The organism is Caenimonas koreensis DSM 17982 (assembly GCF_009646335.1).
Classification (GTDB): Bacteria; Pseudomonadota; Gammaproteobacteria; order Burkholderiales; family Burkholderiaceae_C; genus Ramlibacter; species Ramlibacter koreensis.
Genome location: NZ_WJBU01000003.1, coordinates 108,778 through 122,201, shown reverse-complemented (window position 1 = coordinate 122,201; position 13,424 = coordinate 108,778). Strand labels below are relative to the sequence as shown.

Here is a 13,424-nt window from a genome sequence, read left to right as displayed (position 1 = left end):
CATATCAGTCCTTGGCAAACAGCCAGTAGGAATCGCGCAAGAACCGCTGCTCCTCCGCCAATTCATTTTTTGGAATCCAGAACCGCGTCGTACCCGAGCCAGGCTGGGCCCGACGTGAGCCGACGATGGTCAGTCGCCTCCTGGCCTCTAGGGGCAGTGGGAAGCTGAAGACCATCAGGTATCCACCATCGATCTCTGCCAGCTTGTATGCGTTCGGTTGACCAGCAGCGGCGTCAAGAGCGAGTTGCAAACGCCAGGCGGCGTCACTCGATCGCTCCTTTGCTTCTTGAGCAGGCATTAGCAAGGAGCGCTGGACGACTCCTAAATCCAATTTCGACAGATACCACAGCGGCTCACCATAGAGTTGGGGAACGCGCACGATGAAATGACCGCTCTCATTTGTCGGAGACATCCACCGATCTCGGTAACTCTTGCCTGCATTTGGGCCGCCGAGTATCACAGCCTTGTCGAGCGCTCCAGGAACTCCGTTCTTTTCCAGGAGGTGGAGATGCTGCGTCACGACCGCCTCAGCCGAAACAGGGCGCCGTTGCACCAGCCAAGCTTCTGGGAGCAACTCACGGAGACCGATCCCCCGCAACTCCTTTGCGCACGCACCTTCTGGATCGTCGAAGTATCTGAGTGCTCCGGATCGGAGCATCGTCTTGCGCAACTCCGAAGGCAGGAAGACCGCGTCATCAGGAGCCACACCGATGATATAGATGCGCCCGCTGCTTCGTCTGACAAAGCTCGGCGGGCTGCAGAACATCCACGACGGTTGGTTTTCACCGCCTTCGACGAGTACCCGGGTCAGCTCAATCAGATCGCCCGTTCCAACTAAGTCTTCAAACGTGTCATCCACTTGGTCTTCAAGTGCGTCGAGGAGCGAGAGGGGCGCGAGTGCGCTTACCGTCGCGCGACGTAGCGCGCCCGGAGGGCACGGACACATCGTGCCGGCAATGCGCCGCATCACTTCGGCGACCAAAGTCTGGGGGTCGCCGGTGTCTGGCAGTGATAGGTCCGCGTGAATCTGCTGGAGGACTTTAGGTGGGGTTACTGATACCAATTCAGGCTTGCTCACAGATCCCTCCTGCGGCCCAGCTCTTGAGAGCGCCACATTAATCGCGCACCTTTCATCAGCGTCTCCAGACCGGCCCCGATGGGAACATTCGTTGTCGAGTGTTCCGAGGGAGCCGATTCAGTGGCCAATGCCCAGACGGCACGCGCCTCCTTGTAGCTCGCCAACTTGAATGAGTGTGCGATCTCCGAAAAGACGTCCGCCAGCTCCGACCTAGTATGAGGTCGATCTCGCTTCCAAGCGTTCGTCAGGCAGATCGCAAAGGACCGTGGATGGACTCCTTCCTCCAAACGCGACCAATCCAACTCCGTGGAGTTGCTTGTCAGTGCCTGTTCTTCACGACACCAATATTCGGTGCACGTCTTGGCAAGTACCGCCCGGTGCAGCAGGCCACACAGGGAGTTGCGCTTATATCGCCCTAGTTTGTTCACGGCGCGGGCGCTACACCAGAGTGTGCGAAGAGCGATAAGTTGTCGAATGTTGAGTTTGACCAGAGCTTCGGAGTCTGCGCCTGCCTGCAGGAACTCCAATCCATGTCCCCGCGTCGCAGCTGACCCGACCACAATTGCGATCTCTATTCCTGCCCCGCGGACTTGGTAGAGGCCGTGCTTGCCCCCAACGTCAATTCCGCCGGAAAGGGCAGAGACATCGAGTCTCTCCTGCTGGTTGGGCCGCGCGAAAGGGTAGAACGCCGCTTCGATCTCCGCCTCCTCGACGCCGTCGTTCAGCAGGAGTACTTTCTGCGCCGTGCCTTGATGCGAGTATGCCCAGCGAAGTGGCTTGGCGGGAATCTCCAACGCAACTCGCTGCTCGCCAACGTCCTCCGCGGCAATCACCAAACCTGTGGAAGTGGCGGTGAAGTACGGCAACTCACTTTCCAAGCCGTCCAGAAACGATTGCAGCGCGCTGTGCCATACAGAGGAGTCCAGCGGTGATCGCAGGTTCTTCGCGATGTCTGTAAGTTTGGCAGCACCGTTCTCGTCGATGGCTCTCAGGGAGATCGTCAGTGATCTGGAGCTGTCGCCCGCGACCTGGAGGTCTAACGAGTGATTGAACAAATCGTCCAATGTGGGGATGGGAGGATCCGTTGAGACGACCAGAGCAGAAAGCGCGAGCTTGCCTGGTGCCCAAGAAGTTGGGGGCCTGATATAGACGTGCAGGCTTGCACTAGCGACCTCAGCTCGATAGGCGCCGAGATTGCCAGTCAGTTTCGTGGCCTTGATCTGGAGATGGTGCCGGCCGATTGGTAAGTTGCGCAACTGCATGAATGCGGGCTCTGTACCTGGACCGCACTTGATCTCTTCTGGTTGCAACCCGACGAACTCGATCGTTAGAGCGTCGAACTCGAAATCCCGGTATACGACTAGAGTGGGGGTTTCAGAGGACAGCCACTCGCCGAACCCATCCTCGGTCCATTGACGCGGGCGCAGTCCGACAGGCTGCAGCCGCAAGCGCCTCGCGATGGACAGCCCAGCACGCTCCAGCCGGTGACTTAAGTCGCTGCCAAGTGGATTCGGCAAATCGAGTGCGACCGCATGAGCGCCGTCGCACTTCAGCGTGGTCGGTTTGCCCAGCGCGTTGATTGCATCTGCGTTACGAGCAACAACGATGTAGCTCGCCCCGGCGCGAACTTGACCGCCGGTAATCAATGTGGCTCCGCCGTCTCGACGGTCTTGGAATAGCCAGATATTGGAGGGATCCATCTGGCATTCGGCACTGACGATCTGGTCGAAGTAGGACTCCCGCGTGTTGAATCGCAGGACGCACTCCCGTTCCGCTGGCCAGCTGCGCAGCGTACGCGACAGCGGCGCTCCCGTCAGGAGCGTGGCGCCCAAAAACAACTGGTCGCCATGAGCGGGAACGACAAATTTTGAACGAAGCAGATGCGCTCGAAACTCCTGCCGAATGTCTACAAGTGGTTGAAAGCCTGGAATGCGCAAAACAGGAACCCACGAATCATCCTCGCGGCGGGTCAGCACTATCCTGGGCTTGAGCAGCACGCCGCTGCGGCGAAGTTGGGCGATAGGGTCAGCGCCACCTTCGTCGACCCCTCCGTCGTCGCCGTTGCTTAACCTGTACTCGTTCTGCCGGCCGTAATAGAAGATTGTTCTGCTGTACTGGCGACGAGCGTCGCGCAACCATTCTCTAGCGTTGGCCCGGCCGTTGAGATCATTGGTGATGCGCTGAAGCGTCGGCCTGTAAATGACAGTTTCCTTGTCGATCCCCTCCAGCAGGCCTCGAACGAGGTAGCCGACGATGCTGCTTTGTTCAAGGAAAAATTGAAAACGCGAGCTCGGGTTTTCGGCATAGGGAGAAATGAAGCGTCCAATCATCTCTGCCGGTGCCTCTTGGGTTTCGCGTAAGAAGTATCTGGCATTGAACAGAGTACGCGCCAGATGGACCTGAAGGTCCAGCGGCGCCAAGGCATTAGCGATCGGCCAAGCAATGAAGGTGTAGTGCTTGCCCCAGTCACCTTGCGGCTGGATCCCGCCGTGGGCCTTTGCGAACTCTCGATACCAAGAGCGAAGAACATACTTGTTGCCATACACCGACCAGTTCGGCGTCATTTTGGCAAACGATTCCCAGAACTCAAGGCCAGCAAAATCGTAGCCGTGCTCAGCACTGTGAACGATCCAACATAACTTGTACTTCGACGACATTTCGCCGGCGAGCCGCAAGCTGCTCGCTAACTCCGCACGGAGCTTTGCGAGCTCCTCTTTCGATAGTGGATGCTCGATCGCGAAGACCGGCGACTTAAGGGCGCTCTTTTCCCTCTTAAGCCAATCGAAGTGAGTGCGAAGACCCTCCTCAACTTCCAAAAGGTAGGAGCTCACAGAGCCCCCTCCGAAGCTCTATTTGATCGCGGCCAATTTGCGCCTTTGACTGAAATCGGCATATATCCCCCCTTGCACCCCTCGCTGTAATGTGGTGCTCTATATCTGCGGTTGTCAACGTGAATTGCCCACCCCACCTATCACACCTAAACGCGTCCAAATCAGATTTGGCGTTTGGGGTCGTTACTATGCCGTTAAGGTGAAAAATCGTGACTGAGACGCACGCTGAATTCCTGGCTGAGAAAGCAGTCGATGCCGCCAATGAAATGGGGGCATACGAATACCTTTGGATGCAGCCGGGGATGTCAGTGCGCCGGATGGCAGCGCTTCTAGGTCGCGAAGGAGCGTGGCTTCCGTCAGAGCTCGTCCCACAGGACAAGGCTCGCGAAACCTGGGCGGAGGTCATTGCCGAATTCGAGCGTCGGGGCGTTGCGAACTTTGGGGTCCGGTTGTATGGCGCCTGGACCTACCCAGCATGTCTGCGCGATGCAAAGGAGCCCATCGGCGGCTTGTACTTCAGAGGGTCTTGGGACTTGGCCGAATCACCGCGCCGAATCTCCGTCGTTGGCACGCGAGAAGTATCGCCAGAAGGAAGGGATCGCACGCGCAAGCTCGTCCGGCAGCTCGTCGCCTCTGGCTTCACCATAGTTTCGGGTTTGGCACGCGGGGTGGACACGATCGCCCACACAGCGGCAATGGAGTTCGGCGGTCGCACGTTTGCCGTCATCGGAACGCCGATCTCAGAGAGCTACCCTCGCGAGAACGCAGCGCTTCAGGAGGCATTGGCAAACAAGTACCTAGTCGTAAGCCAGGTCCCAGTGCTGCGGTACAAGCGCCAAGACTATCGGAGGAATCGTCTTTTCTTTCCTGAGCGGAACAAGACTATGTCGGCGCTCACGCAGGCAACGGTTATCGTGGAGGCGGGCGAAACTTCGGGAACGCTAACGCAGGCCCGTGCCGCTCTTGACCAGGGGCGCAGGCTCTTCATCCTAGAGAGCAATTTCCACAAGCCGGGCCTCGCCTGGCCGGCCGAACTTGAGAGGCTCGGAGCTACGCGCGTCGCCGACTTCTCGCAAATTCTAGAGGCGTTCGCCTGATGCGCCAGCGCCTACAGTTGATCGGAGGCGTCGAGCGCCATCAGCATTTCTATCTCCGCCCGGAGCACAAGTGCTACTTCTGGGGCGAGTACACGCCTTGGGAATTCACCAAAGGCTTGACGTGGAACTTCTCGGAGACAAATCGGCTTGTCGCCGACTTTAAAGCGCCTGCATTTAAGCAGCAGGATCCGGACTGGCAACGCAAGCGCGATGCGATCGAGCGAATCAGTACTGCATTCGCTGGGTTCTGGAAATGGTCTGCGCTCGCGCACCAATGCATGCTTGTGCCTGTGCCCCCATCTAGAGCACGTCCCGATCCGCTTTTCGACGATCGAATGACGCAAGTCCTGCTGAAGATCGGGGCGTCGACGGGCGTGGCGCTGGACGTGCGTGAAGCGATCGTCAGTGCTGGCTCAGCTCCAACCAGTCACGCGACAAAAAAGAGACCAAAGATTGATGAGTTGATCAAGACGCTCTCATTGTCCTCAGTGCCCGTGAATCCACCAAAGTACATCTACCTCTTCGACGATGTGCTGACCACTGGTGCGCACTTCGTCGCGTGCTCGATTCTGCTAAAGAAGGCGTTTCCTGACGCGGCGATCGTCGGCAACTTCGTGGCGCGTTGCGCGCGCCCGGCTCCCGGATCCGCTTAGTCAATGTGCGTCACTACCCATGATTGCCCGCAAACAGCAATGAGCGACGGAATTTCAATGGTTCGCATGCACTCCCGAGGTCTTCCGGGGCCGCGCAACTGTATTCGCTGTGGCTACATCAAGACCGCCAAAGGCCGACCATCCCGCTTAAGAATGCGTACTTAGAAGCTCAGCTAGAAGTTCAGCTGCACACCCACCTTCAGGTTGCGCCCCGGCAGCGGCGACTTGCCCGGCGCCGTCTGCGTGAGGATCGACGTCGCGCTGTAGGCAAGCGTGTTGGCCGCGTTGTCGATGCGCGCGTACCAAAGCGCATTCCAGTTGTCGCGCTGCATCTTCCAGGTAACAGACGTTGTCCACAGCGTGTAGGCGCTGGTCGGCAAGTCACCCGTGGGCACGCGCGACTGCGTAGCGAAGTGATCGAAGCCCACGCGCACGCCCCAGTCGCCGCGTGCCCAGGCCAGCGTCGCGCCGGCGCGCCACGGTGCGATGCGCGGCAGCGGCTCGTTCGTATCGAGGTTGATCGCGCGAACGCTGTCGGCCCGCAGTTCCAGGTCCAGCGTTGCCGGCGATTGCAGCAGGCGCACATTGCCCGAAGCTTCGAACCCACGAAAGCGCGCGCGCACCGGCGTGTAGGTGAACTCGGGCAATGTGTCCGCGCCAACAACGCGCGTGCCGCTAGCTTGCAGCGACACGAAATTCGCAAAGCGGCTCTCGAATGCGCTCAGGTGGAAGGTGTCGTGATCACGCTTCCATTGCACGCCCACATCAAGGTTGACCGAACGCTCCTTGCCCAAAGCTGCGTTACCCACTTCGTACGCGCCAGTGGCAACGTGCGGGCCGTCGGCGAACAGTTCGTAGTCTTTGGGGGCGCGTTCGCTGAAAGCGAGGTTCGCCGTGGCCTGCCATTGCGGCGCGACATTCACAGCCAGGCCAGCCGCCGCGCTCAGTGGTGCAAAGCTGCGGGCCGCGGGCACGAAGCGCGCCACCAGCGGGTTGCCCAGCGACTCCACGCGAACCGATTCGGCCCGCGCGCCGAACGTGGACTTGCCCCACCCCGCTGCCCACTCTTCGTAGACAAACAGCGCGTCGCTGCGCGTGCGGCTGTAGGGTGCGAATGCTTCCGTGCCGTCCGCCGCGAATCGCGTGCGCTCACCCTGCAAGCCGACCACGCCTTCCAGCGGCCCGAGCTTCGCGTGCTTGACCTCAACGCGGTAGTCGCCGCCACTGTTGCGGAACTGCGTGCCCGGCGTGGCGCCTTCGAACTCCGTATGCGAGTAGTCACTGCGGCTGAATTGCGCCTTCACGCTTTTGACGAGCGCCACCGGGTTGCGCCACTCGCCTTCAAGCGCATAGCGGTTCGACTTCATGCCGATCGTCACTTCGTCTTCGGCCACCGTGCCGTAGTCGTTGCGATACGTCGTGGCCGATGCGCCGATGTAGCCATTGGCAAACAGCAGCGAGCCACCCACCGCGCCGCCGCGCACGTAGCTCGCTGAGTTGCATATGCGCCGGGCGAGCGACGGTGATCCAGGCTTGGTGCACGCAAGCAAGGCGGGCACCGCCACATCGCTCGTGCGCCGGTCGAACATGTCGACGTGCAGTGCATAGCGGTCGCTGCCCGTCTCGACCAGCGCCGCGCCGCCGCGCTCGCGGCTGGCCGTGCTCAAACCAATGTCCGCGCGGCCCGTGATGCCCGTGACCGCTTCGCGCGGAATGCGGTTGTCGATGACGTTGACCACGCCACCAACAGCGCTGCCGCCATACAACAGCGCACCGGGCCCGCGCAGCACTTCAATGCGCTCGACAGCGATGGGGTCGAGCGCGACGGCATGGTCGTAGCTCACACCCGAGGCGTCGATGGAAGCGCCGCTATTCGCGAGGATGCGAATGCGGTCGCCGTCCTGCCCGCGAATCACGGGCCGGCTCGCGTTCGGCCCGAAGTAAGTGCTGCTCACGCCGGGCGTGCCAGACAGTGTTTCACCCAGCGTGGATTGCGAGCGCAGCACCAGGCCCGTGCCGGAGAGCTGGTCCGCTGGCGCCACAGCGGTGCTGGAGCCGAGTGGATTGCCGGTGACAGTGACAGGCGCAAGCGTTGGCGTTGAAGCTTGCGCTGGAACTTGCGTCGAGACTTGCGCAGAGACTTGCGCCGATAAGGGCGCTGCGAATGAAAGCAATGCGGCACACGCAGTGAACGATGCGGTGCGGCTGGAAGCGTGTAATGACACAGGAAAAAACCTTCGTTGAATCGAAACGACGACGCAGCAGCACCCTGGACGGGTGCGCGTGCGCAAGGCGTGGAGATCAACGCAAGGAAGGAGGCCCGCGTGCTTCGAATTGCGCCGCCCAGCGGGCGAGCGCCTCGCCTGTCGCGCGGGCGATCAGGGCTTCGGGATAGACGACTGCAGGCAGCAGCGCAGGCAATGCCAATGCGCACCCGCCCTGGCTGACCTGGTCGAACACGTGGCAGGTGACGTCGTCACCGTGGCCCGCGCGCAAGGCATCAGACCAGTTGCCGCCATGCGGCTGCGCTGTGGCCCTGGACAAGCTGGCAGCAGCCGCATCGCCGATGAAACCATCTTGTACAACACCGTGCGCAACCCGGTGCGCCAGCCCGAGCGTTTGCGCTGCGAGCAGCGCAAACAGCACGAACCAGAGCAACCGCTTGCGAATGAGCATCGGCTTACTTCACGCCCACGGCATCGGTGATGCGGTAGTACAGGCCATACGGGTCGTCGTCGAGCAGCGCAAACCTGCCTTCGACGGTGACGGGTTCCAGCGTGTACTTCACGGGTGTTTTCGTCTTGACTTCAACCATGCTCTCCGGCCCGCCCGGCGTGCAGAACGAGCAGGTGCTGGGCACGGAGGTGAGCAGGAAGTGCGTCTGCTTCTCGCCGGGCTCGAGCGGCATCATGAAGCCCTGCACGCGCTGCGTCTTCTGGTTGAGCGCCTGCAGCGGCTTGTCGAACGCGGGCAGCAGCCTGTTCTTCTCGGCGCGTGTCTTCACGGCTGTGAGCACTGACCAGGGCACGACATCAGCGCGCGCGGGCAGCGGCGCAAACGGGCTGTTCGGGTCATGGATGCCGGGGCCTGTTCCCATCGGCAACGGCGCTGCCGGCTGCGAGATGGCAGCGGCTGCAAAGCACAAGGCAGCGAACAGGACGAATGCGCGTTTCATGGCTGCATTCTGCATCGGTTCACGCCGCCTGTTCAACGGGCGTTGAGAAGCCGCGCAACGTCGACGCGATACGCCACAGCTGCCGGCACGAGCGCAGCGAGGGTCGCGACGAACAGCGCGGCAACAGGAATCCACCATTCGGCGGGCAACCAGTCAGCACCCGTGACCGGCAGCGAATTCTGCTGCGCGAGCAAATAGCCCGCGCCCGCCGTCAGCAGGTGGCCCGCAGCAAGACCGAGCACCGACGCCATCAACGCCAGCCACCACGCTTCACACAACAGCAGCGCAGCCACTTTACCGGGCGTCGCGCCCAGCATGCGCAGCATCGCGAGGTCGGCGCGGCGCTCGCGCACGGCACCCCACAACGCGATGAAGACGCTCAGCGCCGCAGTGAGCAACAGCACGGCACCTACGCCACGCAGCACTTCAGAGCCGACGCCCAGCAGGCGCAGCAGCCGCGTCACTTCAATGGCCGGCGATGCAGCTTGCATGCGCGTGGTGCTGTTGACCAGGCGCGGCAAGCTCACTGCCGCCATGGGGCTGCGGTATTTCACGAGGGCGATGGTCACTTCACGATCAGCGTCGTGGTCTTTGCCCGGCGCCTGCATCGCGCCGTGCTTTGTCTCATGCACTTCCCACACCGATTCGGTCGCTGTGACCACCAGCCGGTCCACCACGCAGCCGCAAGGCGACAGCACGCCTGACACGCGGTAGGTGGAATCGTCATGGTCCTGCCCGCCTGCCAGGCCGTGGCTGCCTTTGAAAGCCGCGCCCACGTCCATGCCCGTCGCGGCAGCCGCTTGCGCACCCAGCACGACTTCCATCGGCTTGGCCCATTCAGTGCCGCGAGCCAGCTTCATTGCGTAGTGACGCAAATAGTCAGGCGTCGTGCCCACGATGCGGTAGCCGCGAAATGCGTCGCCCAGGCTGAGTGGAATCACCTGCGCGACCAGCGGATTCTTCTCCAGCTTGCGCACTTCATCGAGCGCGATGTTGCCCGGAGGCACGTCGATGTGGAACACACCGGCCAGGATCAACTGCAGAGGGCTTCCCTTCGCGCCCACCACCAGGTCGATGCCCGCCAGGTCGCGCTGGAACGAGCGATCCACCTGCTCGCTCGTGAGCAACACGAACGTGATGGAGGCCAGGCCCAACGTGAGCAACAGCAGGTTGAGCAGCGCCGTGAGCGGGCGCGACCACAGGTAGCGAAACGCAAGTGCAGCCGTTTTCACGCAGCCACCTCGAGGCGATACGCGATCGCGTCCGGCATCGCAGCATGCAGCCGCTGGTCATGCGTGGCAATGACGAGCGTCGCGTTGCATTGCCGCGCGCAGTCTTGCAGCAGCGCGAGCGCCACGGCGGCTGCGTCGTCGTCGAGGGCGGCTGTCGGCTCATCGGCCAGGATCACGCGGGGCTGCATCAGCGTGGCGCGTGCCAGCGCTACGCGCTGCGCCTGCCCGCCCGAGAGCTGCGACGGCCTGCGATGCGCGAGGTGCGCCACGCCAAGGCTCGCAAGTGCCTTGTTGATGGCTGGCTGGTCGTGCGGCATACCCGCCGCAAAGAAGGCCAGCGCCAGATTGCCCGTGACGTCGAGCGAGTCGCTCAGGTGCAGCTTCTGCGGCAGGAAGCCGATGTGCCGGCCACGCCATGCGTCGCGCTGGGGCCGCGACAAAGCAGCGAGCGGTTGACCCGCCACCACCACTTCACCGGCAGTTGCCGTCAACAGCCCTGCCGCAAGCGCGAGCCAGGTGGACTTGCCCGCGCCCGACACGCCGCGCAGCAGCACCGTCGCGCCCTGCGGCGCATCGAGGTTGGGAAACGACAACGACGGCCCACCGCCGTCGTTGTTGCTGGCGCTGTGGGCGCCATAGTCGTAGCGCAGGCCGCGCGTACGGATCACGACTCGGTCAAGCCTTCACCAAGTCCGCAAACGTCTTGCGGAATTTCGCGACTTTGGGCGCAGCCACTGCCACGCAGTAACCCTGGAAGGGGTTCTTCTCGAAGTAGTCCTGGTGGTATTCCTCGGCGGCGAAGTAATGCTCCAGCGGCTTGATTTCCGTGACGATGGGGCTTGAATACACCTTGTCGGCAGTGAGCTGGGCAATGATCGCTTCGGCTTCGGCCTTTTGCTCAGGCGTCGTGTAGTAGATGCCGCTGCGGTATTGGGTGCCGGTGTCGTTGCCCTGGCGGTTCAACTGCGTCGCATCGTGCACGACGAAGAAGATCTCCAGGATCTGGCGCGTGCTGATCTGCGCGGGGTCGTACGTGAGCTTCACCACTTCGGCCGAGCCCGTGCGGCCCGTGCATACCTGCTCGTAAGAAGGCCGCGTTGTCTGGCCGTTCGAGTAGCCCGACTCCACATCCGTGATGCCTTTGACTTTGACGTACACCGCCTCGGTGCACCAGAAGCAGCCGCCGCCCAGGGCTATGGTTTGCGCATCGCTCATATTGATATGTCCTTTTGCTGTGAGGAATGTAGTCGCATCGCGGGGCCAAAACATTTCAACCCGCGCCATTTGCATTTCGTCGGCTCATCGGGCGGTTCGTCGCACGCGCATTGACTCTGGGGTGCCCGGAGGGTACATTACTAACCAGTCAGTCAGTAGCAATGTCCTCCACTTTCACCAAACTCATCCGCGGCAGCACGCCCGCTGCCGAGCTCCACGGCGGCGCCCACCACGATGCAACCGGCAAGCGCGAGCGCCGCAAGGAAGCACGCCCCGGTGAGCTGCTGGAAGCCGCCCTCGATCTCTTCGTTGAAAAAGGCTTTGCCGCTACCCGCGCTGAAGAAGTGGCCGCACGCGCCGGCGTCTCCAAAGGCACGCTTTTTCTCTACTTCCCGAGCAAGGAAGAGCTCTTCAAAGCCGTGGTGCGCGAGAACATTTCGGGCCGCTTTCGCGAATGGAACGACGAGTTCACCGCCTTCGAAGGCAGCACGGCCGACCTGGTGCGTTTTTGCATGAAGACCTGGTGGGACCGCGTGGGCGCGACGCGCGCCTCGGGCATCACCAAGCTGATCATCAGCGAGGCGCGCAACTTCCCCGACATCGCGGCCTTCTATCACGATGAAGTCATCAAGCCCGGCAACGACCTGATGCGCCGCATCCTGCAGCGCGGTGTGGACCGCGGCGAGTTCCAGGTGGCAGACATGGACTACGCCATCTTCGGCCTCACGGCACCGATGGTGTTCCTGATCATGATGAAGCACTCGCTCGGCGCCTGCGCGCCGAAAGACTTTCCGCTGGACCCCGAACGCTATATTGCCTCGCAGGCCGACCTGCTGATCAACGGCCTGCTGGTGCGCGCCGACACGCCGAAAAAATCGACCGGATCGCGCAAGTCATGACATTCAAACGCTCCCTGAAATGGATCATCCTGGCAGCCGTCGTGCTGCTCATCGGCTTTGGCGTGATGCGCGCCCTGTCTGCGCGCAAGGCGCAGCAAGAGGCGGTTGCACAAGCCAGCGCCGCCAAGGTGCAGACCGTCATTGAACTGGCGCCATCCGATGTGGTGAAGGCCGGCGTGATCGAGATCGCGCAGGGCCTGCCCGTGTCGGGATCGATCCGCGCGGTGGACTCTGCCGTGGTCAAGGCCCGCGTGGCCGGTGAGCTGCAGGGCCTGAAGGTGCGCGAAGGCGATGTCGTGAAGGCCGGCGAGGTCATTGCGCGCGTCGATCCAGCCGACTCGCTCGCCCGCGTCAAGCAGGCGCAGCAGCAGGCCGACGCCGCGAAGGCGCAGATCGATATCGCGCAGCGGCAGTGGGACAACAACAAGGCGCTGGTTGACCAGGGCTTTATTTCCAAGACAGCGCTTGACACATCGCTGAACAACTTCAACGCGGCTCAAGCAAATCACCAGGCGGCGCTCGCATCTGTTGACATGGCGCGCAAGGCGCTGGACGACACAACGCTGCGCGCGCCCATCTCGGGCGTGGTCGCACAGAGGCTCGCGCAGCCCGGCGAGCGCGTCGCCGTGGAGGCGAAGGTGGTGGAGATCGTCGATCTCTCGCGCCTGGAATTCGAAGCGACGCTCAGCGCTGCCGACTCCGTCGATGTACGTGTGGGTCAGGAAGCCACTCTGAACGTCGAAGGCAGCAACCGGCCCATCGTCGCCAAGGTCGCACGCATCAACCCGAGCGCGCAGGCAGGCAGCCGCAGCGTGCTGGCCTACCTGAACATCGTGGACCCGACCGGACTGCGCCACGGCCTGTTCGCCCAGGGCACGCTGGGCACCAAGCGCGTGTCTGCGCTGGCTGTGCCGCTCACATCGGTGAGAACCGACAAGCCTTCGCCGTATGTGCAAGTCGTCGAGGGCGACAAGGTGGTTCACAAGACCGTGCAGATGGGCGCGCGCGGCGAGTCAGGCAACGACACAATGGTCGCTGTCACAGGCGTTGCCGCGGGAAGCGTCGTGATCAAGGGCAACCTGGGGCCGCTGCGCGAAGGAACGGCAGTGAAATTTACCGGGGCCGGCATGCCCCCACCCCAACCCTCCCCCGGAGGGGGAGGGAGCAATGCAAATACGAACGCCCCGAGCAAGTCGCCGAGCCCGTAACGCGCTCAACGCCTAACGCCCAACGCCAACCCAAAC

General features: G+C 62.2%; 12 protein-coding genes. 4 read left to right on the top strand and 8 right to left on the bottom strand.

Annotated features, from left to right (window positions below; all coding sequences use genetic code 11):
- Nucleotides 1-4: 4 nt before the first annotated feature.
- Both GHT07_RS04235 and GHT07_RS04230 read right to left on the bottom strand, forming a co-directional pair.
- Entirely contained in the window at nt 5-1,078 is a 1,074-nt protein-coding gene (locus GHT07_RS04235) for a hypothetical protein (RefSeq protein WP_153583811.1), read from the bottom strand.
- Complete coding sequence (locus tag GHT07_RS04230) at nt 1,075-3,909, bottom strand: hypothetical protein (protein ID WP_153583810.1); 2,835 nt, start codon at nt 3,907-3,909, stop codon at nt 1,075-1,077. The genes GHT07_RS04235 and GHT07_RS04230 overlap by 4 nt, the downstream gene beginning before the upstream one ends.
- 209 nt (nt 3,910-4,118) lie before the next feature.
- Between GHT07_RS04230 and GHT07_RS04225 the strand changes: the two genes are divergently transcribed.
- Entirely contained in the window at nt 4,119-5,006 is an 888-nt protein-coding gene (locus GHT07_RS04225) for a DNA-processing protein DprA (protein ID WP_323740790.1), read from the top strand.
- Entirely contained in the window at nt 5,006-5,659 is a 654-nt protein-coding gene (locus GHT07_RS04220; protein ID WP_153583809.1) for a hypothetical protein, read from the top strand. The genes GHT07_RS04225 and GHT07_RS04220 overlap by 1 nt, the downstream gene beginning before the upstream one ends.
- Nucleotides 5,660-5,832: 173 nt before the next feature.
- Here GHT07_RS04220 and GHT07_RS04215 read toward each other — a convergent pair whose 3' ends face one another.
- The 6 genes from GHT07_RS04215 to msrA form a co-directional block, all read right to left on the bottom strand.
- Nucleotides 5,833-7,884: a TonB-dependent receptor gene (locus GHT07_RS04215; RefSeq protein WP_323740789.1), complete on the bottom strand. Its 2,052-nt coding sequence runs from the start codon at nt 7,882-7,884 to the stop codon at nt 5,833-5,835.
- A 76-nt stretch (nt 7,885-7,960) separates the two neighbouring features.
- Nucleotides 7,961-8,335, bottom strand: coding sequence for a hypothetical protein (locus GHT07_RS04210; RefSeq protein ID WP_153583807.1), 375 nt, complete (start codon nt 8,333-8,335; stop codon nt 7,961-7,963).
- Nucleotides 8,336-8,339: 4 nt separating this feature from the next.
- Complete coding sequence (locus tag GHT07_RS04205; protein ID WP_153583806.1) at nt 8,340-8,834, bottom strand: DUF3299 domain-containing protein; 495 nt, start codon at nt 8,832-8,834, stop codon at nt 8,340-8,342.
- 32 nt (nt 8,835-8,866) lie between these two features.
- Nucleotides 8,867-10,066, bottom strand: a complete 1,200-nt coding sequence (locus GHT07_RS04200; RefSeq protein ID WP_323740788.1) for an ABC transporter permease — start codon at nt 10,064-10,066, stop codon at nt 8,867-8,869.
- On the bottom strand, nt 10,063-10,734 hold the full coding sequence (locus GHT07_RS04195; RefSeq protein WP_395689001.1) for an ATP-binding cassette domain-containing protein: 672 nt from the start codon (nt 10,732-10,734) through the stop codon (nt 10,063-10,065). The genes GHT07_RS04200 and GHT07_RS04195 overlap by 4 nt, the downstream gene beginning before the upstream one ends.
- Before the next feature lie 7 nt (nt 10,735-10,741).
- Nucleotides 10,742-11,281, bottom strand: coding sequence for a peptide-methionine (S)-S-oxide reductase MsrA (gene msrA / locus GHT07_RS04190; RefSeq protein ID WP_153583805.1), 540 nt, complete (start codon nt 11,279-11,281; stop codon nt 10,742-10,744).
- A gap of 161 nt (nt 11,282-11,442) precedes the next feature.
- Between msrA and GHT07_RS04185 the strand changes: the two genes are divergently transcribed.
- Nucleotides 11,443-12,180 (top strand): TetR/AcrR family transcriptional regulator, encoded by a 738-nt coding sequence (locus GHT07_RS04185; RefSeq protein ID WP_153583804.1) that lies wholly within the window; start codon nt 11,443-11,445, stop codon nt 12,178-12,180.
- Nucleotides 12,177-13,388 (top strand): efflux RND transporter periplasmic adaptor subunit, encoded by a 1,212-nt coding sequence (locus tag GHT07_RS04180; protein WP_153583803.1) that lies wholly within the window; start codon nt 12,177-12,179, stop codon nt 13,386-13,388. Before GHT07_RS04185 ends, GHT07_RS04180 begins: the two co-directional genes overlap by 4 nt.
- Nucleotides 13,389-13,424 lie beyond the last annotated feature (36 nt).

Excerpts from the sequence above, each read along its gene's own strand:
- GHT07_RS04210 (WP_153583807.1), bottom strand. The coding sequence starts at position 8,335 with ATGCTCATTCGCAAGCGGTTGCTCTGGTTCGTGCTGTTTGCGCTGCTC.
- GHT07_RS04205 (WP_153583806.1), bottom strand. The coding sequence starts at position 8,834 with ATGAAACGCGCATTCGTCCTGTTCGCTGCCTTGTGCTTTGCAGCCGCT.
- GHT07_RS04185 (WP_153583804.1), top strand. The coding sequence starts at position 11,443 with ATGTCCTCCACTTTCACCAAACTCATCCGCGGCAGCACGCCCGCTGCC.
- msrA (WP_153583805.1), bottom strand. The coding sequence starts at position 11,281 with ATGAGCGATGCGCAAACCATAGCCCTGGGCGGCGGCTGCTTCTGGTGC.
- GHT07_RS04180 (WP_153583803.1), top strand. The coding sequence starts at position 12,177 with ATGACATTCAAACGCTCCCTGAAATGGATCATCCTGGCAGCCGTCGTG.
- GHT07_RS04220 (WP_153583809.1), top strand. The coding sequence starts at position 5,006 with ATGCGCCAGCGCCTACAGTTGATCGGAGGCGTCGAGCGCCATCAGCAT.